Here is a 23,698-nt window from a genome sequence, read left to right as displayed (position 1 = left end):
GCGGGAGCGCTTCAAACCAGAAAACGCGCAGGCGTTTTTGTATGTAATAAAAGCTGAAATTCCCCGCCATTTTTTCCTACGCTAGGGTGGGCTCCAGAGGCGCTTGGACTGGAAATTCGCTTCTTCTACGCAGCTTCTCCCGACCACAACAGTGAAGGTCAGGATTTTTCCGATGATATTCCTCTGACAAACGCGCGTTATGCTGGAAGAGCAATGAAAATCTGGAAAGGATGCGTGCGCGATGAGAGATGAAAGAATAGGAAAAATAGCAGACAACTTGATTTCGTACAGCCTGGATGTTCAAGCCAAACAGAATATTATGATCATGGTCGTGGATGAAGGAGAGCCGCTGGCAATGGAATTGGTGAAGCGGTTGTATGCGAAGGGAGCGTATCCTCACCTGCGCTTTGTCCGGCCGAAGGTCCAGCGGGAATGGTTGAAAGGGCTAACGGAAGAGCAGCTTGCCCAGACCGTTCAGTGGGAAAAGGACATGTGGTTTGGCATGCAAGGCTATATCGGAATTCATGGCGAGACAAATGACAGTGAGATGAAGGATGTTCCGCAGGAGAAGTACCGTCTGTACGCAGAAGCGTATGATTCCATTTTCCATCATGTCGACAATCAAATTACAGGACTGCGCATCAATTACCCGACCCCGGCCCTTGCCCAAAAGGCCAACATGACGACAGAAGCGTTTGAAGACTTTTATTTCAACGTATGTTCACTCGATTATCGGAAAATGGCCGAAGCGTGCCAGCCGTTGTATGACCTCATGGACAAAACGGACAAGGTGCGCATCGTCGGACCGGGGACGGACCTGACGTTTTCGATCAAAGGGATTGGGACGCGGACAGCAGTAGGCAAACGAAACATTCCCGATGGCGAAGTGTATACCTCTCCCGTGCGCGACTCGATTCACGGGACGATCAGCTACAATACGCCCAGCAATTTCAAAGGCACGACGTTTGAAAACATCCGGTTTACTTTTCGGGAAGGAAAGATTGTCGAGGCGTACGCTAACCATACAGACAAGCTCATGGAAATATTGGACACGGATGAAGGTGCACGCTACATCGGTGAATTCGCCATTGCGTTTAACCCGTACATTTTGCACCCGATGGGCGATACTTTGTTTGATGAAAAAATCGCGGGTAGCTTCCATCTCACACCGGGCCGTGCCTATGATCAGGCGGATAACGGCAACCGCAGCACGATTCACTGGGACCTGATCTGCATTCAGCGTCCGGATTACGGTGGCGGCGAAATCTGGTTTGACGATGTGCTGATTCGAAAAGATGGAAGGTTTGTGCATGAGGCTCTGCTGGGGCTGAATCCGGAGCAATTGATTCTGTAGGGGAGGGCGATAATGCCCTCCTCCTTTATTTGAGTTTGAAAACGACTACACCTGCGATCATGATGCCGATTCCGATGATTTTGTTCAAGGTGATCGGAACCTTTTGTACACCGAACAGACCGAGAGAATCAATGAGGAGAGCGACGAGCAATTGTGAGATGAGCAGAATCGATACGGCGTAAGCAGGGCCGATGGCGGTAATGCCTTTCATCACACTAAAAACGATGATCGCTCCGAAAACGCCTCCTAGCAAATACACCTTGTTCACTTCCCCGATGCTTTTCCAATCGCCATCACGAACGTAAAGAAAGATCCCGAACGATACAAGAAAACCTACGGCGTGAACAATCGCATTGGTTTGCCACAGTCCGAGCTTTGTACTGGCCTGCGCATTGAACACGTTTTGCAGACAAATAAAAACGCCAGCGAGTAATGAAAAGAGAATGCCTTGCACAATATGACCTCCTATATGGTTGATTACTCATAGATGTTTCCGCTCGCAAGCTCACTGATTTTTTCTCGATCCTTGATAATCAGTGCGCTTTTTTTGCGTTCGATCACGGATGCTGCGCAAAGATTGCGGATGACCCGGTTCAAATGTCGGTAGCTGGTACCCAACAGCTCGGCAACCTCTGTCAGCTTCGCCGTCTTTAGCTCCTCGCAAGCGGTCGAACCCGTATCGCTGGACAACGTGGAGAGCAAATAGCTGGCAAAGCGATTTTCAACGGGATACAACAGGTTCAGGCTGGTTGAGTTCGATGATGTATGCAGCTTGTGACTGATTTTATGTAGAATGAATTGCAAAAAAGGCGGGTGGTTCTGGTAGTTTTCCTGCAAAACGTGAAAGGGGAGACTGACTACGAGACTTCGATGGACAAACTCAACCGTATTGCGGACCTCGCATTGTGTGACATACTCGACGTCTCCGATAATCGCGAGTGGATTGTTAAAGCGTAGCAACAAAGATTTTCCGTTAGGGAGCGTCGTGAAAATTTTGATTTTTCCCTTCAGAATGAAGTACATATGGTGAAGCTGATCGCCCTTCGAACAGAGGATGTCACCCTTCTCAGCCTGATACAAGCGCATTTCATGGAGGGTAATGGCATCAAAAATATCGGGCAAGGGACTATTTTGCATCAGCGTATACAAAAGTGTGCGGTCGTGAATTTCTTTCATGTAACATGCCTCCTGCTAGTTTGCTTGCAGGTTATACCCTCTTAAGTAAAAGGCATTTGCGCGCGAAAAAAAAGGACATATGTCCTTCAGGCTGTCGAGAAACCCCCAGTCTGGATTTCTCGGATTAAGATGAAAAATTTTGACCTTCTAGATTCGCTTCTAAGGCATTTTACGAAGGTGGGGAGACATATTTGTACCCCCTAAAATGGCACAGAAAGTCCCCTTTTTTGCGAAAGGGGACTTTCTCAACACTCTGAAGGACATATGTCCTTTTTCTCATTTAAACACAGAAGAGGCGTAGCAGGAATATTCGGATAGATTCGAGAAGTACAATTGTCGAGATAATAGGAAAGAGAGAAACGAAGGAGTGGTTCACATGACTTTGCCTGTAAGTGAAAGAATCATTGGATTTGTAGGAACGGGTGTCATGGGGAAAAGCATGGCAAACCATTTTCTGCAAGCAGGATATACAGTGCTGGTGTACACGCGTACAAAGGAAAAAGCGGCAGATTTGCTGGCAGCAGGTGCGATCTGGAAGGAACATGTCAGTGAGCTGGCAAAAGAGGCAAACGTGATCATCACAATGGTCGGCTACCCATCTGATGTCGAGGAAGTGTATCTAGGCGCGGACGGAATTGTGGCAAATGCGAAGCCAGGCACTTATTTGATCGATATGACGACATCGAAGCCGTCGCTGGCGAAACATATTTATGAGAAAGCCAAAAAGCACGAGTTGTATTCCCTTGATGCGCCTGTCTCCGGTGGAGATGTGGGAGCACGGGAAGCGCGCCTGACCATCATGGTCGGAGGCGATCAGGAAGTATTTGATGCGATGGAGCCTGTGTTTACGATCATGGGGACAAACGTCGTCTTGCAGGGTGGACCAGGTGCAGGTCAGCATACCAAAATGTGCAACCAAATTTGTATTGCCACGAACATGATCGGTGTGTGTGAAGCGATTGCGTATGCGAAAAAAGCAGGTCTGGACCCAGAGAAAGTGCTGACGAGCATTGCAGCGGGTGCCGCAGGCAGCTGGTCGCTGTCGAATCTGGCGCCGCGCATGATCGCGGGCAACTTCGCACCTGGCTTTTACGTCAAACATTTTATCAAGGACATGGGAATCGCATTGGAAGCAGCGGAGGAAATGGGGCTAATGACACCAGGACTCGCGCTCTCCAAATCGCTCTATGAAGAACTGGCGGCAAATGGCGAGGCAGATAGCGGCACGCAAGCTTTGATCAAATGGTTTGAAGGCAAGTAGAAGTAAAAAGGAGCCCTTTTCACGAAGGGCTCCTTCTCTATGTCTATCTGTCACGTGTTGACTTGTACATCTCGTACATCTTTTGGAACGGATCTATTTTTGGCAGGGGGTTGTTCCATTTTCTTCACTTCCAAGATGTCCAGCAAGAAAACAAAGGCCGGAATCCCGACAATCAGCCCCCATACTCCAAAGAAATGCTCGGAAAAGATCAGAACGACAAACGTGTAGAAAATCGGCAAGTGAGTCTTCGTTGCCATCAAGCGAGGATTCAACACATATGCTTCAAGCGCGTGAATTACCATGATGAAAATGAGCAAATAGACGACGGTTGCGATACCACCGACACTGAAGGCGATGGCACTGAGCGGAATCAAAGAAATGGCGACACCTGCAACGGGAATGAGTCCCAGTATGAAGACCATGATCGCGAGTCCCAATAGATTCGGAAAGCCCATGATCCATAGACCGATGACGGTGAAGGTCGTATTGAATAAGGCGATCAACAGCTGTGTTTCGATTACTTTGCCAAAGGTCAGGATGAATTTTTGGCTGAAGTAGGCGATTTCGTTGTACAGCCAGGATAATTTGCTCGTGCGAAATTGAGCCGTAAACGTAACGACATTGTCTTTGCCGAGCAGGAAAAACAGACTCAGAATAATCGCCAGAAAGACATTGAACCCAACGTTTCTGACCACTGCGAGAAAATCAAGGCTGCCTTGTACGATGCCCTTCATATCTAGCTTCCCAACAACAGACATAAGGTAGGGAGCAAACTCATTGTGCTGATTTTGGTGGTACACTTGCTCGATGACATGGAACAATTGTCCGGTTTGGTGAATAAGCGCCGGAATGGCTTTCATCCCACCCACAATGAGAAAGAACGTCAGCAACATATAGAGAAAAATGAGAATCAGCTTGGGATGGATCGGCACGACTTTGTGAGTGAGTCGCGTGAGGTATTGATGCAGCCGATTCATTAAATAGGTAACTAAAAAGGTTAGCAAAACCATGTTCAGCATACTTCCCAAGGAGTAAAGCAACAAACAAAATAACGCCAAAATCCCAAATCGTCTTACATCCGGCTTTTGCAAGGCGGCAGCAAAGAAATTCATGGGAACATCCTTTCCAAGTGCTCTTATAAGCACTCCCATCCGTATACGATGATTATACTGCGTCGGTGTGAACAATTATAGCACGCTTAAAAGCGAGTTGATTGAAAGAAAAGGTTCCAGTTGTTTGAAAAAGGGCAACGAAACTATTTCACCCCACGAAGCGTCAAAGGAAGGGAATGTTTGCCAAGGGAGGCCAATAACCAATGAACATAAAAACGAAAACCATCAGTCTGGTTACCGCTGTCGTACTTGGGGCAAGTGCGTGGACTTCTTCTGTCCATGCTGCTACGTTTTCCCAGATTCAGCCGTATATCACAGACTACAAGATCGGTTTTACGGACGGTAATAAGCTGGTCACACAGGCTATTTATGAGGATTTTCAGCTATCTTCGAAAGATATAATCGTAACGAAGGGCGGTAAAAAAGGAATTCTCGACGCACGAACCGGGAAAGAAATAACCCCTACGATATGGGATAACATTGACATTCCCGATTCCAAAAATATCGCGATTGTTCAAAAAGGCGGCTGGTTCCAATACATCGATTTAACGACGCACAAGCTGTCGACCATGAAGTTTGCAGGGGCGCATCCGTATGATTTGTCCAAAGAGCAGGGGACGGCGATAATGCTGCTGGGAAAATCATCTATGTTGCTCCATTCGAATGGAAAGGTCCTGATTCCGCCATTCGGGGGCAAGCTCACGATGGTTCGATTGGTTGCTCCTGATCAGACGGAAAATAGAGAAGCGGAGAAAAAGCCGTATGTCGTAGCGACTACTCCGAAAGAGCTCATCATGTATGATCCTGCTTCCGGAAAAAAAATGTTCGTGCTGGCAAAAGCAGAACTGATTCCGAACGAAGGCGGTCCAGACACCGCGTATCTCAAGGTTCGATCCGGTGGAAAAGAAGGCTTGATTGATCGCAATGGCAAGTACGTACTCGAGCCCAAATACAACGCGATTTATATTTGGAATAATGGGTACTTTCAGGTGATGGGGGCCAAAGGACAAGGGCTGTGGAAAGACGGGCGGATGCTCGCAGAGCCCATCTATAAAGAAGTGGGGATCGAGCACAATAATTCGGATGTGTACTACACAGTTTCTGGAGATGTCATCACTTATCATTCCAGGTCCAAAGGTACGTCACATCCATTGAAAAAAGGTGCTGAGTTTTTACATGGCAGCTATGTCCTGGGACAGGACCCGAAAACGAATCTGTACGGCGTCCTCCAAGTCGGGGGAGAGACGGTCATCCCCTTTGCTTATCCGCGGGCTGAAGGTCCGCCAGCTGCACGCTTGCTCGTTCGTAGCGACGGGAAAAAAGCGATTCTCCCAGGCTGGGATAAAGAAGTCAAGGAGCCTGATTTTTGGTTCGACTCGTATGTGACATTGGGCAGCTACAGCATGCTTAGCATTAAGGACGGAAAAAAAATCGGACTTTATTCTGAAAATGAAGGCTTGGTATTGCCCCCTGTTGAGAATCGAGTCATTCGCTACGAGGAAGAATCGAGTCAGGTGCTGGTGACTGAGCCGAATGGAAAGGTGCTGCGATACAACTCCGTCGGGAAATCGGTAGAAACCGGAAATTCAATACCGTTGTCCGATGATTTGACGAAAAAGTATGAGCCGGGAAAAGGCGAGATGATTGTGGACCGCAAGACGAACCAACCGATCAGCAAGCTCTACCAATCAGTCTACATGGATTCCGATACCGATCTCATCGTTGCAATGGATCACGATTGGGCGGATCTTTATACCCCTGATGGCAAGCTGTTGACTACGGAGCTCAAAGTCGCGGTGTGGAAGTCAGGCAACGACAGACCGCCTCTTACCTTGATCAAAGTTGCTGATTCCGTATACACGATGGGTGTGAGAGCGGAGAATGTCGGAATGGCGATGATCAAGGTCGATGGCGGGCAGCTCCAGGTCTTGAGCGATTTTGTGTATCGGGATGCAAACGAAACGATGGTACAGAATCAAAAGATCGCGATGACAGCACGGTTGGACGGCACACTGGATGTATGGGCGCAAGAAGGGAACCAGCTCGCTAACAAGCTCACTAGCGTGAAAGGTTTTCACACGGAATCTAATTTTGATCGGGTATTGATTCAGTCAAGTACAGGATGGGATGTCTATTCACCGCAGTTGCTCCGCCTAAGCACGGGCGATTATCAGTCCATGAAGTATATGCCCTTACCGGCTCTCAAGACGGGTGCCATTGCCTACCAGGATAAGAAGACAGGATTGTACGGCCTTATGTCGCTGGAAGGAAAGGTGCTGACAGCGGCCAAATATGAAGCGATTTTGCCAACAAATAAAGTATTTTCACAAGTGTGGTGGAGTAAGGCAGACGATGAGATACCTTATGTATTCACAACCAAAGACCAGTTCGGTTATCTCAGTCAAGGTGGGCAAGAGCTGTTTGCGACAAGATTTCTGACGAAAAAACCAGTGGTCTCCTATAGTCCGATCACATTCCAATCGTTTTCGGCCTACTCGGATACGATGCGACAACGCCCGCTTGAGCTGATCGATTTCGGCAAACCGTATAGCTGGCCAGCTGGTGGCAACAGCGAGAGCCATTTTTTTGCCAATCTGGCGCTTTATTTGAATCTGCCGAAGGATGCAGGCAAGCAGGCGGTGCTTTCAGAACTGGTGTTCAAGGGTATCATCAAAGCCGATGAGAATCGTTCTGTCATGAGCGACGAAGATATGTTCCGAGTGGCTTATTTCATGGCGACGGATAAAACAAGTCAAGCGATGACGACGCTACAGGTGATGGAGTGGGCACAGAAGCGGGGAATTGTGCCGGTGCGAGAGGGAATGAGCTACTACATGACGATGAATTTGTACGCGGAGTATCAGCACATCTTGATGACAGAGCTCATGCGTTCCCTGAAAGGAAAAAAAGTGCTCAAGCCAAAGGTGTTAACGGTGGCTACGCTCAGTCCAGTACAACAGCAAATGCTCACTACAGCACTTATCATTAATGGAAAGCCCGTAGATCAACTATCAATCCCGCTCCCACATGCTGAGTGGCAGAAAGCCATTCAAAGCTTGGTCAACCAGTACAACAAGCAAGCGGCTAAATTGCTTGCGGCCTATGAAGCGAAGCTGTGAGCAGATAAACGTACAGGCGCGGATGTTCATCCTGCGCCTTTTTTTGTGCTATTAAAAAAACGGCCAATATTTTACAATTAACACATAGAAGGCAGCGTGAACGCAAGCCGTGACCGACAAGGAGACAATGAACGAGATAAACGAAATCTGATCGAGCTTGTAAGCGACCAGGAAAAATATCGTAAAGGCAATAAAGGCGATAAACGTACCTTCTTCTAGATAAGCAACAGTCATATGAAAATTCCACCTCGATTCAAGAAAGGATACCTACCTACCTATGATGATTACGATCGAAAAATTAAGCATACAAGATGCAGCCAGCTTGTTTCAATTTGAAGTGCGCAATCGCGCTTTTTTTGAAAAATCGGTTCCCAGTCGAGGAGACGCTTACTACCAATATGACCATTTTTTACGAGGTCTGCAAGCCTTGCTCGACGAGCAGGCGCAAGGAATCTCGTTTTTTGGCCTCATCAAAAACAGCCAAGGTGACATCTTGGGAAGAATGAATTTGGTAGACATCGAGAAAGACGAAGGAATTGGACATCTCGGCTATCGAGTCGGGGAAGATACCGCTGGTAAAGGCGTAGCTTCGAAGGCACTGAAGGTCTTTTTAGAGGGGCATGTTCCCCACTTGAATGTCAGAATGATCTGTGCGAAAACAACAACGGATAACATCTCCTCGCAAAAAGTGTTGCTGAAAAATGGATTCGAGCACTATGACATGAAGCCGGAAACACCGGATGTTTTTCTACACTATCGCTTGTACATTGTATAAGGAAAAAGGGGAATTGAGATGAAACGTCAAGGTAAGATGATTGCAAATATGCTAGTGGCGACAGGGATGCTGGTTTCATCTGTAGGATATGCTTCGGCGAACGAAGTAAAAGCCCAAGAAGCGAGCACTACACCCGCTCATAAGGTTTTGCGGTTGAACCTGATTGATCAGCCAGGTCAATTGGACCCCGCTATGGCTGAGGATGAAGCGATGTTTTCTGTGATGCAGACGATGTTTGATGGGTTGGTCCGGTTAGGTCCGGATGGAAAAGTTCAGCCATCAATCGCCCAGAAAATAGACGTATCGGATGACATGAAAACATATACGTTTCATTTACGTGAGGCGAAGTGGAGTAATGGCGATCCAGTCACTGCCCATGACTTCGAATATGCGTGGAAGCGTGCGCTAGACCCGAAAACAGCTAGTACCTACTCCTATCTACTCTATTCCATCAAAAACGCGGAGCAAGCAAATATAGGCGAGATGAAACTGGCGGAAGTTGGGGTAAAGGCAATTGACGCCAAGACATTGCGCGTGGAGTTGGAGCAGCCTACGCCATTTTTTACAGAGCTAACGGCCGCACCGATTTTTTATCCGGTGAACAAAAAGCTCGATGAGAAAAACCCGGGATGGTATCGAGAAGCTGCGACACATGTCGGGAACGGACCTTTCAAATTAGTTTCCGCAGATAAAGAGAAAATCACGGTGGTCAAAAACGACCTGTACTGGGATAAAGCGGCTGTGAAGCTGGACAAGCTGGAATTTACCGTCATTCAGGATGAGAATACACAGCTGTATATGTTCGATCATGGCGAGTCTGACTGGTCAGGCGCTCCGTTTGGTTTTTTACCAATCGATGCGTTGCCTGCATTGGAGTACGATGAAATATTGCAAACCAGACCAATAGCTGGTGTTTACTGGTACAAGTTCAACACAGAGCAGGCCCCGTTTACCAACGCAAAAATTCGCAAGGCGTTTGCTTACGCGATCAATCGTCAGGCGCTGGATAATGGCGTACAAATACCGGCTACAGGTGCCTTGCCCCCGACGATGACGCTGAAAAAGGAAGGTTACTTCAAGGACAACGATCAGGAAACGGCGAAAAAGCTGCTGGCTGAAGGCATGAAGGAATTAGGAATTACGAAGCTACCACCAATCACACTTTCCTTTAAAATTTCTGAGAATTATCGTCTGGCAGCAGAAACCATTCAAAAGCAGTGGAAGCAAACACTCGGCGTAGATGTAACGCTCAATGAGCGAGAGTGGAAAGTGTACCTAGAAGAAATGAACAACGGAGACTATCAGATCGGACGGAGTAGCTGGATTAGTGATTTCAATTATGATCCTGTCGGCTTCCTGGAGCTGTTTAAGGACAAGGATGGATTCAACAACAAAACCGGATGGGAAAACAACAAGTACCAAGAGCTCTTGAATCAATCCGCGACCGAAAAAGATCCTGAGAAGCGAAAGCAACTGTTAGCGCAAGCAGAAGCGATCCTCATGGAGGAAATGCCTGTCGCTCCGATTTACTATTTAACTGATCACTGGGTGCAAAATGAGAAGCTCAAAAATGTCGTGATCGATGGCATTGGTGTCGTTGATTTCAAGTGGGCGTCCAAAGAGTAGGATAGAAACAGCAAAAAGTCCCCAGCCTGTAAAAGGTAAGGGGACTTTTTGGCGTTTACGGGGTGTTCAATAACGGCTCCCAGGGACGTCTCGTTCCAAGTAAATCCGCGAGATGCTTGTTATCCTTGCGCCTGATTTTACGTGCCGCAGCTCGATCGTCAGCACCATTGTGCAGGAATACTTCCTCTTCCGTCTCTGGCACGACCTTGGGAACGGGGGTAGGTCGCCCATCCTCACCAATCGCGACAAACGTAAGAAAAGACGTAGCACAGACGGTTCGAACGCCCGTTAGCAAATCCTCCGCAACAATTTTGACAAAAACCTCCATCGACGTGTTATGCGTCCATGTGACGAACGCTTCGAGTGCAACCTCATTGTCCACCCGGATCGGCTGCAAAAAGTCGACGGAATCAGTAGAAGCAGTAACGACTGGCCCCCGGGCATGCTTCATGGCAGAGATCGCAGCAACATCGTCGATATGCGCCATCAGCCTGCCGCCGAACAGCGTATTGTGATTGTTCGTATCCGGAGGCAGCACATGGCTTGCTTTAAACGTGCGCGACTCCCGAACAAAACGTTGAATTGTCATAAAGGTAGCTCCCTTCTTTCTTGCAATCGGATTATGAATGATGACAATCTTCTCTCCTTTTCATTGTTCCACAAAAAAATGGATCTATTCCTCTTCGGTGGAGTAAGACGGCGAATTTTATCAAAGGCTATGGACGGGATAAGGTATGCGAGAGGAGGTTTTCCGGTTTGGGGGACTATGTGCAATATTTCAATAATCTTATCGCCTCGATCAATGATATTCCGAACAAGCTGATGAGCGTTTTATCAATTATTCATGAGCCCATTCAGCATTTGACGAACACATTGATTGTCACAAACATCCTGTTGGGTCTACTTGTACTGACCTCCATTGCGAATGTGTTTATGCTTTGGCGAAACGGCAAAAAGAGACATTAATGCTGTTGCCACGTATGTCATTTGCCGCTATACTTGTGGAGTAGTTTATGGATAATAATGTAACGGTTGTTGCTACGACCGTCTCTATATCGAAATTGTATGCACGTAAAAACAGCGGAAAGGAGGGTATCCACATGAAAAAAAGATCATTACTGTCTTTGCCAAAAGGAATCGGATACTCCACCGCTGTTTTCTTTGATCTGGCTAAATCACGGGAGAAGTATGTCCAAAAACGGATATAGCGACCATCCTTTGATGTAGTGGGACTCATCAGGATACAGTGGAAAAACGCCACAGGTCGCTTCCTGTGGTTTTCTTTTTTGAGCACCGCAGGATTTCCTGTGGTGTTTTTTTATTTCGAAAAAGGGAGATGGATTGTATGCAAGGAAACGGAGAGAACATTTACGTAAGACTGGTACAGGAATCGGATGCACAGAGCCTCTTGGGGCTTGAAGTGAGAAACAGAGACTTTTTTCAAAACTTCACAGGGACGAGAGAAGAGGCGTTTTACACGCTGGAGGGGCAAATCGACAGGATCAAGAGCTCGATGGCTTTAAAAGAAGAAGATAGAGGGTACGTCTTTGTCATTGCGAAAAAAGGACAGGATGAAATCATTGGGGAAGTCATCCTTTCAGAGGTCGTAAGAGAGAATCTGCAAAGCTGCTGGATCGGCTACTTCCTGGACAAAGAGCATAATGGAAAAGGCTACATGACCGAAGCGGTAAAGCTCATCGTTGACTATGCCTTCGAGACATTAGGTCTTCATCGTTTGGAAGCAGGCGTGATGCCGCATAATATAGGCTCGATCAAGGTGCTGCTAAAAGCTGGTTTTCACAAGGAAGGGATTGCCATGAAAAACGTGAAAGTCAATGGTCGGTGGGAAGATCATCAAACACTGGCAATCGTGAAAGAAGAGCAAACCGATCAAGTGAAGCCCAAGGTTCAGCGCAAAAATCCTGGTACAGTTGCTCCGCCTATGGGACCCTATACACATCTGACGGTCGTTCCAAAAGGAGCCGATTTGCTAGTACTTTCTGGGCAAGTAGGAATGGACCTTCACGGAGAGTTACCGACAGATATGAAAGAACAGGTAGAAAACACGCTACAGAACATACTGCGCAATTTTAAAAGTGAGTCAGTAACTGCGGACCATATCATCAAAATCAATATATGGGCAACCGAGGAAATGGATTGGAAGCATTTTAATCAGGTGTGGGAGAAGTTCCACGGGGGGACACCGCCAGCGATGACCATGTCTTACGTCCCGGCATTGGCAGTCCCTTCGCTCAAAGTGGAGATAGAAGCTTGGGCAGCGAAATGGTAGGAAGGAAATAGAGTCAAAAGAAAAAGGGTGAAGCTTTTCGCTTCATCCTTTTTTCTGTAACTTTTTTCTAGTAAAAACGTCACTATTTTCAGGAGCTAGAATGATCGTGACGATATTGCTGTTTTGAGAGCAAAAGATGTCAAAACATGAAGGAATATGCGGACGAATCGAGAAGTTCTTTCTATTAGCTGGATTTTCCAAAAATACGAAAAAAACAGAGGGGAACGAGGAACTTGCTTTTACGAGTAAATGTCAGCTTGCTAGCTGTTTTCTTCTTGATTTTGCTGATGCCTCTGTCCATTGCGCGAGCGGCCACCCATGTAGACGTGGCGGTCGATCAGTTAAATATTCGAAGCGAGCCAGGTACGACTACCCAGATCGTCGCAACACTCAAAAAAGCGACCCGGTTGCCAATCACCAAGCAGCAAAAAGATTGGACTCAGGTAAAGCTGCCGAACGGCAATACCGGATGGGTCAATAATAAGTATGTGAAGATGATAGAAGTTCCACAGATCAAATATGTCAAAAGTAATGTGGACATGCTGAATGTTCGGGCAGAACCAAATGCCACTGCACAAATTTTGCAGATCATCGACAAAAACGGTGTGTTTTTGCAAATGAGAAAGCAAGGGGAATGGGCACAAATCAAGCTGTCTGATCAAAAGAACGGCTGGGTTAAAGTCAGTTACTTGACGGAGACAACGGCACCAGCACCAAAATCACCCCAGGTACCAGCACAAATCCCAGACCCGACAACAATTCCAGCACCGCCCCCACCTGTACTCCCATCCAATACAGGGAGTGAATTCGGGCAAGGGACAATCGTATTAACCGAAGGCTATGAAGTTTATGCACAGCCAGATATTCTTGGTACCGTCATTGGTGAAATCCATGGCGGGATGACAATCAATCATTACGGATATGCAAATGGTTGGTATACCATCAACTTCAACGGTACCTATGCCTATATTTTCAAACCAATGGAACAGACTGGGACGGCTCCGCCACTGCTTGGTTCAACACCGGGGGCACCAGCGACTTTGCCAACAACAACGCCTCCCTCTAATCAAGAACTACAGGTTCGCGTCAAAAATCCTGATTCTAACATCCGCAACGGTCCCTCAACCGATCATGCCATAATCGGAAACGTTCAACCCGGACAAGTATTCCCGGTTGTGCAAACAGTAGGAGACTGGTACATCATCAGGCTGGCAGACAATTCGACCGCCTATATCGCAGGGTGGATCGTAGAGAAGATTCAACCAGCTGGTACTCTGCCGCCTACAGGAGCAACGTACGAGTACAACAGTGGGATGATTGGAAACGAGAAAGTGTATATCTATCACACCCATAACCGTGAGTCTTGGCGAAATGTAGCGCGGAACCAACAAGGTAGCTCGGTAGATGATCCTGAGATCAACATCACGCTTGTGGGGAAAAGGCTGGGCGAGCTGTTGCAAACAAGAGGCATTTCGGCAATGGCGAGCCAGGACGATTTCGCTCAGAAATTGAGGGAACAAAATAAAAGCTACTCGATGTCTTATTCCGAATCGTACAAGGCTGTAGCGGCAGCGGCTGCAACCAGTCCGCACTTGCAGTACATTTTCGATATTCATCGGGACAGTGATGAGCCACGCAGCAAGGTAGCGATCACGATCAATGGCAAAACCTATTCCCGGATGCTGTTTGTAATCGGAACAGCGAATCCGAATCATCTGGCGAACAAAAAGCTGGCGGAAGAGCTGCACGCCCGTCTGGAAGCCTCTTATCCCGGTTTGTCGCGGGGGATTATCCTGAAAGGTTCAAATCAAGGGAACGGGGTATACAATCAGTCCATTTCCGGGGGAGCCCTGCTTTTGGAATTCGGTGGTACGAACAACACCTTGGAAGAAGGCTATAATACAGCAGAAGCCTTTGCCGAAGTCTTTGGGAATTACCTGATCGAATCTCAAATCGCCTTCAATTAAAAGTAGCACGATTCTATTCGCCACACGCGAGAGAATCGTGTTTTTTTCCAGGAGGATCATTTATGGCTACGCATCAAGAACACATACAATCAACTGACGATAAAAGTCGCCGTCATCTTCAAGGTGACTGTGAAAGCTGCTTTGGCTTATGCTGTGTGGCATTGCCTTTTGCTGCTTCCTCTGACTTTGCCACCAATAAAGACGCAGGCAAGCCCTGTAGTAACTTACAGGCAGACTTCCGGTGTGGTGTTCACACCAAGCTGAGAGGGATAGGCTTTCGCGGTTGTACTGTCTACGATTGTTTTGGAGCTGGTCAAAAGGTGTCTCAAGTCACTTATGGCGGCCAAGATTGGCGTGCAGTACCTGAAACAGCGAAGCAAATGTACGAAGTATTTCCGATCATGTGGCAGCTTCATGAGCTGCTCTGGTATATAACGGAGGCGTTGACCCAGCAAGCTGCCCAGTCCCTCCATCCTGAATTGAAGGAAGCTTTGGAGGAGACACAGCGCCTGACGGATCACGGTCCTGAGGACATCCTGAAGCTGGACATCACTCTTCATCGAGCAAAAGTTAATGAACTATTGTTGCAGACAAGTGAATTGGTACGTAAGGACGCGATTGCCAAGTACAAAGGGGGCAAGCAAGGAAAAACCTATGGACGAGGCGCTGATCTCATCGGTGCCAAGCTCAAAGGTGCTGATTTACGAGGAGCTCAATTGCGCGGGGCTTATTTGATTGCTGCTGATTTGAGAGGAGCAGATTTGCGGGGAGCTGACCTCATTGGTGCAGATTTTCGCGATACAGATGTGAGCGGAGCGAACTTGACGGAGACGTTGTTTCTCACGCAGGTTCAGCTCAACGCGGCGAAGGGCGATGCAAGCACCAAGTTACCACCTTCGTTCACGCGTCCACCGCACTGGGCTAAATAAATGAACCAAAAGCAGGATGTCATTCGTTGACAGCCTGCTTTTTTCAGTCATTTCGTAGAATCCGCATGCTTGCAGTTCCGGGGGCCTCCTTATTTCTTCGTAGGGTATCCACACGTCATTTCCTCGGCTCTTTAAAAATGGTTGTTAATACAATTCTACTTTTTCCGTATTAACTATCGTGAGGCTCACAAACCAGACAAATTGCGCAATTTGTTCATGATAGCAAGAAGGGAGGGGAAGTAGTTGGAGATTGCCCAAGTGAACACAGGCGTCTGCCAAAACGAAGAAAACGCTAGGCACGCAGAAAGTATGTCGACCGAATCATTTGCCCAAATTTATGGTGCTTATTATAAGCGCGTCTATAAATATATTTGCTATCGGATCAACAATCACTACGCAGCAGAAGAAATATGTAGCCATGTGTTTGAAATGGTGATTTCAAAATATAGCAGCTTTTCACCGGATAAATCAAACTTTGAAGTCTGGCTGTTTGCGATCGCCCGAAACGCAGTGGCAGATTACTTCCGCTCACAGAAAAAAAGAATCAGCTTTTCATTGGATTCGATTCTGAATCTGGTCTTGCCGAAGTCGTCACCGGAGGACATCGTGATCCGCGACGACAATCATCAAGCCTTATTTCAAGCACTGGCGAAGCTGAGTGACAAGGAACGCAATATCATCGCCATGAAATATGCGGCTGGTCTTAAAAACGCAGAAATCGCAGAACTTCTTGGTGTCAGTGGTTCAAATATTGGCGTCGTTCTCTACAGATGCTTGAAAAAGCTGCAAATGGAATTGCAAAAAGGGGGCTTCCGTTATGAAGAGTGAGCATAATCTAGACGATTTTCGTGAACTCACCGACTTGCTTACTGATCTGGAATTAGATGACGCCACTCCAAAAGTCAACATATACAATCGGCTGAAATTCAAATTGGAATCAGGAAACATACAACTACATGATAGTAAAAAGGACGGGATCTATATGAAAACCAATAAATGGAAAGTTGCCACAATTAGTGCTGTTGCTGTTGTTTGCCTTTTAGGGGCATTCTCGACTACATCGTTTGCCCAAGGAATGCTCCAGACGATCTTGGCACGCTTTCAGGTTGGGAACATGGAAATTACCCAATACGATAAAGAGCTACCTGCTACACAGTCCAATACCCAAGAAATCGAGATACCTATAGAACGCAAGGCCCCCCTACAGATGACAGTGGAAGAAGCACGCGCAGCTAGCAAAATGGACTTTCCCGCACCGACATGGTTGGCAGAGCATTATTCCTATGTGAACACGGTCGTTCAAGGCGAGCGTATGGTAGAGATTCAGTATAAAAAAGAGAAAGAGTTTATTTCCTTGTTGATTTCAAACGGTGGCGAAAACGGCATCAGCACGACAGAGGGTGTCAAGATCGAAACCATTGGCGGGAAAAAGGTACATTTCGCCAACGGAATCGTGATTTGGGAGCATGAAGGATTCACGTACGAGCTGTACCAGATGGCAGAGAAGAGCTTTGATGCTGCGACTATCGGCAACATCATCGATTCCTTGTCAACGAAATCCGCAAAAAAATAAGCAGTTGTTGCTTCACCACGTACCCAGGCACACCGACTTCGATTGTTTTTCGAGGTCGGTGATCGCCTGGGTATTTTCGTAATGATGGAATTGGTAGTGCTTTGGGAATGGATACGCCGCTTCCACAAGTGTCGTATCTCATCGAAAAAAATCAATAGGGGAAAGATGGGCCTGTAAAAGGGTCCATATTTTCTACGGCCATAATTGTTGATAATTTTTAATATGAATGAAATTTATTGCACATGTAATGAAATAAGTAATGAAGCATAAGTCTAGCTCAAATGATAGGATAATCCTAAACAGTCACAGAGTGTTAAAAATCATGTAACGAATCGGACACCCTCTAGGGTCAAAAGTCCTGCTACAATTATGCATGACCGGAAATATACAGGGTAAAACAAAACAAAGAACTCTCTCACGAGAAGATGAATGCGAAAAGGGGGTTACAAGAGAGAGAATCAATTGTGATTTTTTTCACATATATTTGTGATTTTTTTCACAAAGTCGCCATAAATGCTGGTTTCCCCACTGGTATAATTCCGGTACATAAAGGCCAAAACGCGAATAGAAAGGGATCTTGTACATGGATATAGTGGATTTGGGACGACTTCAATTTGCGATAACAACTATCTTTCACTTTGTTTTTGTGCCGATTTCCATCGGGCTGTCATTATTAGTAGCCATTATGGAAACGATGTATGTGGTAAAAAAGAATGACTTGTACAAAAAAATGGCCAAGTTTTGGGGAACCTTTTTGCTCATAAATTTTGCTGTCGGGATCGTGACAGGGATTATGCAGGAGTTCCAATTTGGGATGAACTGGTCTGATTTCTCACGATTCGTCGGCGACGTATTTGGGACACCACTAGCGATTGAGGCACTCTTAGCATTCTTCCTCGAATCGACTTTTATTGGACTATGGGTGTTTGGTTGGGATCGCTTGTCCAAAGGTGTGCATCTCGCATGTATTTGGCTCGTATCCATCGGAACGATTCTTTCGGCTCTTTGGATTTTGGCAGCCAACTCGTTCATGCAGCAGCCAGTCGGCTTCGCTATCAATAACGGACGTGCAGAGATGGTCGATTTCTTCGCGCTCCTTAGCAATGGACAATTACTATATGAATTCCCGCATACCGTATTTGCGGCATTTGCGACAGGTGCCTTCTTGGTAGCAGGTATCAGTGCTTGGAAGCTGTTGAAAAAACAAGACGTTACATTCTTTGTGCAATCTTTCAAAATTGCGATCGTGGTAGCATTGATTTCCTCACTTGCTATTGCTCAATTCGGTCATGGTCAGGCACAGTATTTGGTTGCTACCCAACCGATGAAAATGGCAGCGAGTGAAGGTCTCTGGGAAACAAGCTCAGACCCAGCTCCTTGGACGGTTTTTGCAACGATTGATCCGGAAAAACAAGAAAACGGTTTTGAAATAAAGATTCCTTATCTGCTTAGCGTCCTGACGTACAATTCCCTTTCAGGTTCTGTACCGGGCATGTTGGAATTGCAGGCAGAGTATGAGAAAACCTACGGTCCAGGAAACTACATTCCACCGGTTCGTACGACCTTCTGGAGCTTCCGAATCATGGTAGCGGGCGGTAGTGCAATGATTTTGCTGGCTTTGTACGGGGCATATCTGACCATCCGCAAAAAGCTGGAACAGCCAAACAAGCGGTTCATGCAGTTGATGGTTGCGGGTATCTCACTACCATTCATCGCAAACTCAGCTGGGTGGATCATGACGGAGGTAGGTCGTCAGCCGTGGACGGTATTCGGGCTACTGCGTGTTGAAGATTCGGTTTCGCCAAGCATTAGCACAGGAGAGGTATGGTTCTCTCTCATCGCCTTCACGACGATTTATCTCATCCTGCTTTGCCTCTTGGCATATCTGTTTGCTCGTGTGGCCAAAAAAGGACCGGATATGGATAGTCATGAGGAAGTAGAGGATTTACAGCTTCAGGATCCATTTGATCGGGTAAGGAGTGAACGTTATGGAGCTTAATGAACTGTGGTTCCTACTCATTGCCGTTCTGTTTACCGGATTTTTCTTTCTCGAAGGCTTCGACTTTGGTGTCGGCATGGCAACGCGCCTGCTATCACGAAATGATTTGCAAACCCGGGTTCTGATCAATACGATTGGCCCGTTCTGGGATGCCAATGAGGTTTGGCTGATTACAGCTGCCGGAGCGATGTTTGCAGCGTTTCCGGAGTGGTATTCCACGATGTTTAGCGGGTATTATCTCGTGCTTACGCTGATTCTGCTTGCGTTGATTGGACGCGGGGTAGCATTTGAATTTAGAGGCAAAGGGAAAGGCGAGGCTTGGAAAAAGACGTGGGATGCAGCGATTCTGATTGGAAGCTTTGTACCGCCGATGTTGTTCGGAATGGTGTTTGCCAGCTTGGTGAAGGGTGTTCCAATTGATCAGAATATGGAAATGACTGCTGGCTTCTCTGACATTGTGAATGGTTACTCTTTGTGGGCAGGTTTGACAGTTACAGGACTATGCTTGCTACACGGTCTAAACTTTATCTCGCTGCGCACGGTAGGCGAGCTGCGTGAAAAATCACGTGTACTGGCAGGGAAGCTGTTGCCGATGCAAGCGGTTCTCATGGCGGTACTCGTAGGGTGGACCTTTATGGTAACCGATCTGTTTGAGCGCCAGGGTGTTTTGTTGACAGTAGCTGTACTCTTAGGTGTTGTGGCTTTTGTACTGGCTCGTCACTTCTTGAGACAAGGCAGGGAAGGATGGGCTTTCGGGATGACAGGTGCAATGATCCTGTTGACGTTCGTCTCGATGTTTATCGGTTTGTTCCCACGGGTGATGGTCAGCACGATTGATAGCGCGTTTGATTTGACCCTCTATAATGCAGCTTCGAGTCCATACACGTTAAAAGCAATGACCATTGTTGCAGCAGTGCTTTTACCGTTTGTGCTTGCCTATCAGGCTTGGAGCTACTTCGTTTTCCACAAACGAGTCACTGAAAAGGATCATTTGGAGTACTAATGGACAAGGAATTGTTCCGCTTACAAGGAATCCGACCGGTTATGCTGCTGCTAGCCGGTCTTTCCCTCCTGCAAAGTGCGGCGATTATCGGTCAGGCACTGCTTTTGGCGAAGTCGATCGCGATCTTGTTTGAAGGTCAAGCAGTTCAGATGGCGTATCAGCCACTTGCACTGTTTTTGGTCATGATAGTCGCTCGTCATAGCATCGTTTGGCTGCAAAAGAAAGTCGCAGGCCGTTTTGCTGAAGCCTCTAGTGAGTCTTTGCAAGAGCGAGTTCTATCCCGATTGTTCGAGCGTGGTCCACGTTTTGCCGCCAGTGAAGGAAGCGGAAAGCTTGTTACGCTTGTCCTGGAAGGTGTAGATCGTGTACGTACCTACCTGGAGTTGTCTGTTCCGCGTACGCTGGATATGGTTTTTGTTACGTTTCCGCTTCTGGCATTTGTCTACATGCAAGATGTGATTTCTGGACTGATCCTGACGGTAACGATGCCTGTTCTCATTGGATTTTTTATCGTACTCGGTCTGGCGGCGCGTAAACAAGCAGACAAACAATGGCGCTCGTATCGAATGCTATCCCATCATTTCACGGATTCGCTTCGCGGGCTTGCGACGCTCCGGTTTTTGGGACGCAGCAAAGACCATGGGGAGACTGTCGGTAGAGTGAGCGATCAATATCGTTCCGCTACGATGCGTACGTTGCGCGTGGCCTTCTTGTCTTCTTTGGCACTCGACTTCTTCAGCATGCTGTCGGTTGCGTTTGTGGCAGTTGGTCTTGGGTTGCGGCTGATTGAAGGAAACTTTGGGTTTGAAACGGCATTGGTCATCCTGATTCTTGCACCGGAATACTTTTTGCCAGTACGGATGCTGGGATCAGACTACCACGCCTCATTGGATGGCAAGGAAGCCTTGGGGACTATTCGTACGATTATCGATAGTGGCGCTCCGGATGAACATAAGGCGGAACCACAAGCAACAGATAGCCAGACGTCTCTGACAGGTGTATTGGAAGGAACGATTATCTTGTCCGATATTCGTGTCGTCGGTGAGGATGGCAGACAGGTATTGGGTGAGGTATCTGCGGAATTGGGCATCAACATGAGAAGAGTGGGCATTGTAGGGGCGAGCGGGGCTGGAAAATCAACCCTCCTCGGAGTGTTAGGCGGCTTTTCTGATCCCGACGCTGGCATGATACAAGTAGATGGGCAACCCATTACGGGGGATGCGAAGCAGGAGTGGCAGCGGCAAATCGCTTACATTCCACAGCATCCGTATTTATTCAATCAATCGTTGGCGGATAACATTCGCTTCTATGAGCCGGAAGCGACGCAGGAACAGGTGGAGCAGGTGATTCGTGATGTCGGTCTGGGAGAGCTGGTGGACAGCTTGGCAAATGGCTGTGACGAAATCATTGGCGAAGGGGGTCGTACGTTAAGTGGCGGACAGGCACAGCGGGTTGCATTGGGACGTGCGCTGCTTGGCAACCGACCAGTGATTTTGCTCGACGAGCCGACCGCTCACTTAGATATTGAAACGGAATGGGAGCTCAAACAGACCATGTTGTCGGTGTTGGGGGACAGACGCGTATTTTTGGCCACACATCGTTTGCATTGGGTGCGAGACATGGATTGGATTTGGGTAATCGACCAGGGACGACTGGTGGAAGCGGGTACCTATGAACAGCTCGTTGCACAAAAAAGCGTATTTTATCGGTTGTTGACAGCTGGTGCCAAGGGGGAGAAAGGATGAAGGAAGCGCGAGAAGGCAATCAGGGGTGGTTTCTTCCATACTTTCGCCAATTTTTCTGGCAGTTTGCCGCAGCGGCTTTGCTTGGAACCTTGGCAGTGGCATGTGCGAGTGCTTTGCTTTATACGTCCGGCTATCTGATTTCTCGCTCTGCACTCAAGCCCGAAAACGTCTTAATGGTCTATGTTCCCATCGTACTTGTCCGGGCTTTTGGCTTTAGCAAAGCTGTCATACAGTACCTGGAGCGTTTGGTTGGACACGATGCAGCTTTGCGTGTGTTATCGCGTATGCGTGTGCGTTTGTACCGGGCCATCGAGCCGCAAGCTCAGCTCCTTGGCACTCGTTTTCGTACGGGAGATCTGCTTGGTGTACTAGCGGATGACATCGAGCAACTACAGAATGTTTATCTGCGCTTTGTGCTGCCCGCTGTCTCGGCGGTTCTCCTCTACGGGGCAGGTATTGTGGCACTGGGAAGAATGGACGGGATGTTCGCGCTGCTGATGGCGTTGTACTGTGGTTTTCTGCTGTTTGTTGCACCCGCAGTAGTTTTGTGGTCATCCATTGCCAAGAGTCGTCGGTTCAAGCAGGAGAGACAGGCAGCATATCGGGAACTGACTGATGCTGTTTTTGGCATGAGTGACTGGATTCTCAGTGGTCGTACACAGCAGTTTCTCCAGTTGTTTACAAGACGGCAAAAGACAGCTGCCCAAATCGAAAACTCCATTCGACGCGGAGAATGGCGAGTACAGTGGATGTCGCAGTGTGCAATCGGTGGTGCCATTGTCTTACTGGTTATCTGGGCGGGCGGACTTGCCGCTGCGAATCAGATTCCTGCTACGTTGATTGCTGCGATTGGGCTGGTTGCGTTTCCGTTGATGGATGCGTTTGCCCGTATTTCTGATGCTGTTGTGCGAATGCCAGAATACAAGGAGTCTCTGGGGCGGCTTCGTGAGATCGAGGGCAGTCGTCCATCCATTGGGGAAGCGCAAAAGGAAAAGGGGGCAGATCAAGCTGGAGGCAGCTTGAATCTCGATCATGTTCATTTTCGCTACCAACAAGCCAGCAATTGGAGTGTGCAGGACGTGTCTTTTGAGGTGCCTCAAGGTGGTAAAATCGCGTTGCTTGGTCGCAGCGGAGCGGGTAAATCGACGATACTGAACTTGATTCGAGGTGCCATACAGCCGGAGGCAGGTCAGGTGACAGTAAATGGGCAGCCTGTCCAGTCAGAAAAGGCTTCTGCTTGTTTGTTTTCTGTGTTGAATCAGCAGCCGTATTTGTTTGACACAACCGTAGCCAATAACATCAGGCTCGGTCGACCCGATGCGTCCGATGAAGAAGTACGTGCTGTGACAGCTCAAGTCGGTCTGGCTCAGCTGATTGAAACCCTACCGGACGGTTATCAAACACGGATGCAGGAAACCGGTCTGCGCTTCTCGGGCGGAGAAAGGCAGCGCATAGCTCTTGCCCGGATTTTGCTGCAAAACAAGCCGATTGTTCTCCTTGATGAACCGACAGTGGGATTAGATCCGTTGACTGAACGCGATCTGATGACAACGATCTTCCGTGTCTTGCAAGGGAGGACTTTGATTTGGGTGACTCACCACTTGAGCGGTGTAGAGCAAATGGACGAAATCATTTTTATGGAGCAGGGAGTCATCTCGATGCGAGGGACACATGACCAGTTGTATCGGGACAATCCAAGGTATCGCAACCTGTATACATTGGACTGTCCGTTGGCGTTAGTATTGGAAAAATAAGAAAAGGAAGAGAGG

General features: G+C 47.6%; 20 protein-coding genes. 15 read left to right on the top strand and 5 right to left on the bottom strand.

Going from position 1 to position 23,698, the window contains the following annotated elements:
• Positions 1–241: 241 nt before the first annotated feature.
• Positions 242–1,354: an aminopeptidase gene (locus tag ACM6JA_RS03265; RefSeq protein WP_414851177.1), complete on the top strand. Its 1,113-nt coding sequence runs from the start codon at positions 242–244 to the stop codon at positions 1,352–1,354.
• Between the two features lie 25 nt (positions 1,355–1,379).
• Here ACM6JA_RS03265 and ACM6JA_RS03260 read toward each other — a convergent pair whose 3' ends face one another.
• Together ACM6JA_RS03260 and ACM6JA_RS03255 are read right to left on the bottom strand one after the other, a co-directional pair.
• A complete protein-coding gene (locus ACM6JA_RS03260) occupies positions 1,380–1,808 on the bottom strand; it encodes a DMT family transporter (protein WP_414851176.1) in 429 nt (142 codons plus the stop codon).
• A gap of 23 nt (positions 1,809–1,831) precedes the next feature.
• Positions 1,832–2,530, bottom strand: coding sequence for a cyclic nucleotide-binding domain-containing protein (locus tag ACM6JA_RS03255; protein ID WP_414851175.1), 699 nt, complete (start codon positions 2,528–2,530; stop codon positions 1,832–1,834).
• A gap of 376 nt (positions 2,531–2,906) precedes the next feature.
• Between ACM6JA_RS03255 and ACM6JA_RS03250 the strand changes: the two genes are divergently transcribed.
• A complete protein-coding gene (locus tag ACM6JA_RS03250) occupies positions 2,907–3,791 on the top strand; it encodes an NAD(P)-dependent oxidoreductase (RefSeq protein WP_414851174.1) in 885 nt (294 codons plus the stop codon).
• Positions 3,792–3,841: 50 nt separating this feature from the next.
• On the opposite strand, the gene ACM6JA_RS03245 is transcribed toward ACM6JA_RS03250, so the two are convergent.
• Entirely contained in the window at positions 3,842–4,903 is a 1,062-nt protein-coding gene (locus tag ACM6JA_RS03245; RefSeq protein WP_414851173.1) for an AI-2E family transporter, read from the bottom strand.
• A 203-nt stretch (positions 4,904–5,106) separates the two neighbouring features.
• On the opposite strand from ACM6JA_RS03245, the gene ACM6JA_RS03240 reads away from it, so the two are divergent.
• Complete coding sequence (locus ACM6JA_RS03240; RefSeq protein ID WP_414851172.1) at positions 5,107–8,022, top strand: WG repeat-containing protein; 2,916 nt, start codon at positions 5,107–5,109, stop codon at positions 8,020–8,022.
• Positions 8,023–8,073: 51 nt separating this feature from the next.
• Here the strand turns inward: ACM6JA_RS03240 and ACM6JA_RS03235 are convergent, their stop codons facing one another.
• On the bottom strand, positions 8,074–8,256 hold the full coding sequence (locus ACM6JA_RS03235) for a hypothetical protein (protein ID WP_414851171.1): 183 nt from the start codon (positions 8,254–8,256) through the stop codon (positions 8,074–8,076).
• A gap of 43 nt (positions 8,257–8,299) precedes the next feature.
• On the opposite strand from ACM6JA_RS03235, the gene ACM6JA_RS03230 reads away from it, so the two are divergent.
• Complete coding sequence (locus ACM6JA_RS03230; RefSeq protein WP_414851170.1) at positions 8,300–8,797, top strand: GNAT family N-acetyltransferase; 498 nt, start codon at positions 8,300–8,302, stop codon at positions 8,795–8,797.
• Between the two features lie 18 nt (positions 8,798–8,815).
• Positions 8,816–10,423, top strand: a complete 1,608-nt coding sequence (locus ACM6JA_RS03225; RefSeq protein WP_414851169.1) for a peptide ABC transporter substrate-binding protein — start codon at positions 8,816–8,818, stop codon at positions 10,421–10,423.
• Positions 10,424–10,478: 55 nt separating this feature from the next.
• Here the strand turns inward: ACM6JA_RS03225 and ACM6JA_RS03220 are convergent, their stop codons facing one another.
• Entirely contained in the window at positions 10,479–11,012 is a 534-nt protein-coding gene (locus ACM6JA_RS03220; RefSeq protein WP_414851168.1) for an acyl-CoA thioesterase, read from the bottom strand.
• Positions 11,013–11,179: 167 nt separating this feature from the next.
• Here ACM6JA_RS03220 and ACM6JA_RS03215 point away from each other — a divergent pair, with 167 nt between their 5' ends.
• The 10 genes from ACM6JA_RS03215 to cydC all read left to right on the top strand — a co-directional run bounded on the left by ACM6JA_RS03215 (position 11,180) and on the right by cydC (position 23,683).
• Entirely contained in the window at positions 11,180–11,389 is a 210-nt protein-coding gene (locus tag ACM6JA_RS03215) for a hypothetical protein (RefSeq protein ID WP_414851167.1), read from the top strand.
• A 379-nt stretch (positions 11,390–11,768) separates the two neighbouring features.
• Positions 11,769–12,713 carry a GNAT family N-acetyltransferase gene (locus ACM6JA_RS03210; RefSeq protein WP_414851166.1) on the top strand — a complete coding sequence of 315 codons (945 nt, stop codon included), beginning with the start codon at positions 11,769–11,771 and terminating at the stop codon, positions 12,711–12,713.
• Between the two features lie 233 nt (positions 12,714–12,946).
• Complete coding sequence (gene spoIIP, locus ACM6JA_RS03205; RefSeq protein WP_414851165.1) at positions 12,947–14,680, top strand: stage II sporulation protein P; 1,734 nt, start codon at positions 12,947–12,949, stop codon at positions 14,678–14,680.
• A 62-nt stretch (positions 14,681–14,742) separates the two neighbouring features.
• Complete coding sequence (locus ACM6JA_RS03200; RefSeq protein WP_414851164.1) at positions 14,743–15,609, top strand: pentapeptide repeat-containing protein; 867 nt, start codon at positions 14,743–14,745, stop codon at positions 15,607–15,609.
• Between the two features lie 243 nt (positions 15,610–15,852).
• Positions 15,853–16,437 (top strand): sigma-70 family RNA polymerase sigma factor, encoded by a 585-nt coding sequence (locus ACM6JA_RS03195; protein WP_414851163.1) that lies wholly within the window; start codon positions 15,853–15,855, stop codon positions 16,435–16,437.
• Positions 16,427–17,182, top strand: coding sequence for a hypothetical protein (locus ACM6JA_RS03190; RefSeq protein WP_414851162.1), 756 nt, complete (start codon positions 16,427–16,429; stop codon positions 17,180–17,182). The genes ACM6JA_RS03195 and ACM6JA_RS03190 overlap by 11 nt, the downstream gene beginning before the upstream one ends.
• A gap of 583 nt (positions 17,183–17,765) precedes the next feature.
• On the top strand, positions 17,766–19,181 hold the full coding sequence (locus ACM6JA_RS03185; RefSeq protein WP_414851161.1) for a cytochrome ubiquinol oxidase subunit I: 1,416 nt from the start codon (positions 17,766–17,768) through the stop codon (positions 19,179–19,181).
• Entirely contained in the window at positions 19,171–20,184 is a 1,014-nt protein-coding gene (cydB, locus tag ACM6JA_RS03180; RefSeq protein ID WP_414851160.1) for a cytochrome d ubiquinol oxidase subunit II, read from the top strand. The genes ACM6JA_RS03185 and cydB overlap by 11 nt, the downstream gene beginning before the upstream one ends.
• Entirely contained in the window at positions 20,184–21,929 is a 1,746-nt protein-coding gene (gene cydD / locus ACM6JA_RS03175; RefSeq protein ID WP_414851159.1) for a thiol reductant ABC exporter subunit CydD, read from the top strand. Before cydB ends, cydD begins: the two co-directional genes overlap by 1 nt.
• A complete protein-coding gene (gene cydC, locus ACM6JA_RS03170) occupies positions 21,926–23,683 on the top strand; it encodes a thiol reductant ABC exporter subunit CydC (RefSeq protein ID WP_414851158.1) in 1,758 nt (585 codons plus the stop codon). The genes cydD and cydC overlap by 4 nt, the downstream gene beginning before the upstream one ends.
• Positions 23,684–23,698: the final 15 nt, after the last annotated feature.

It is taken from the genome of Brevibacillus sp. IT-7CA2 (assembly GCF_949767855.1).
Classification (GTDB): domain Bacteria; phylum Bacillota; class Bacilli; order Brevibacillales; family Brevibacillaceae; genus Brevibacillus.
Note: the sequence above shows the minus strand (reverse complement) of the source record. Positions and strands in the feature narration are given on the sequence as shown.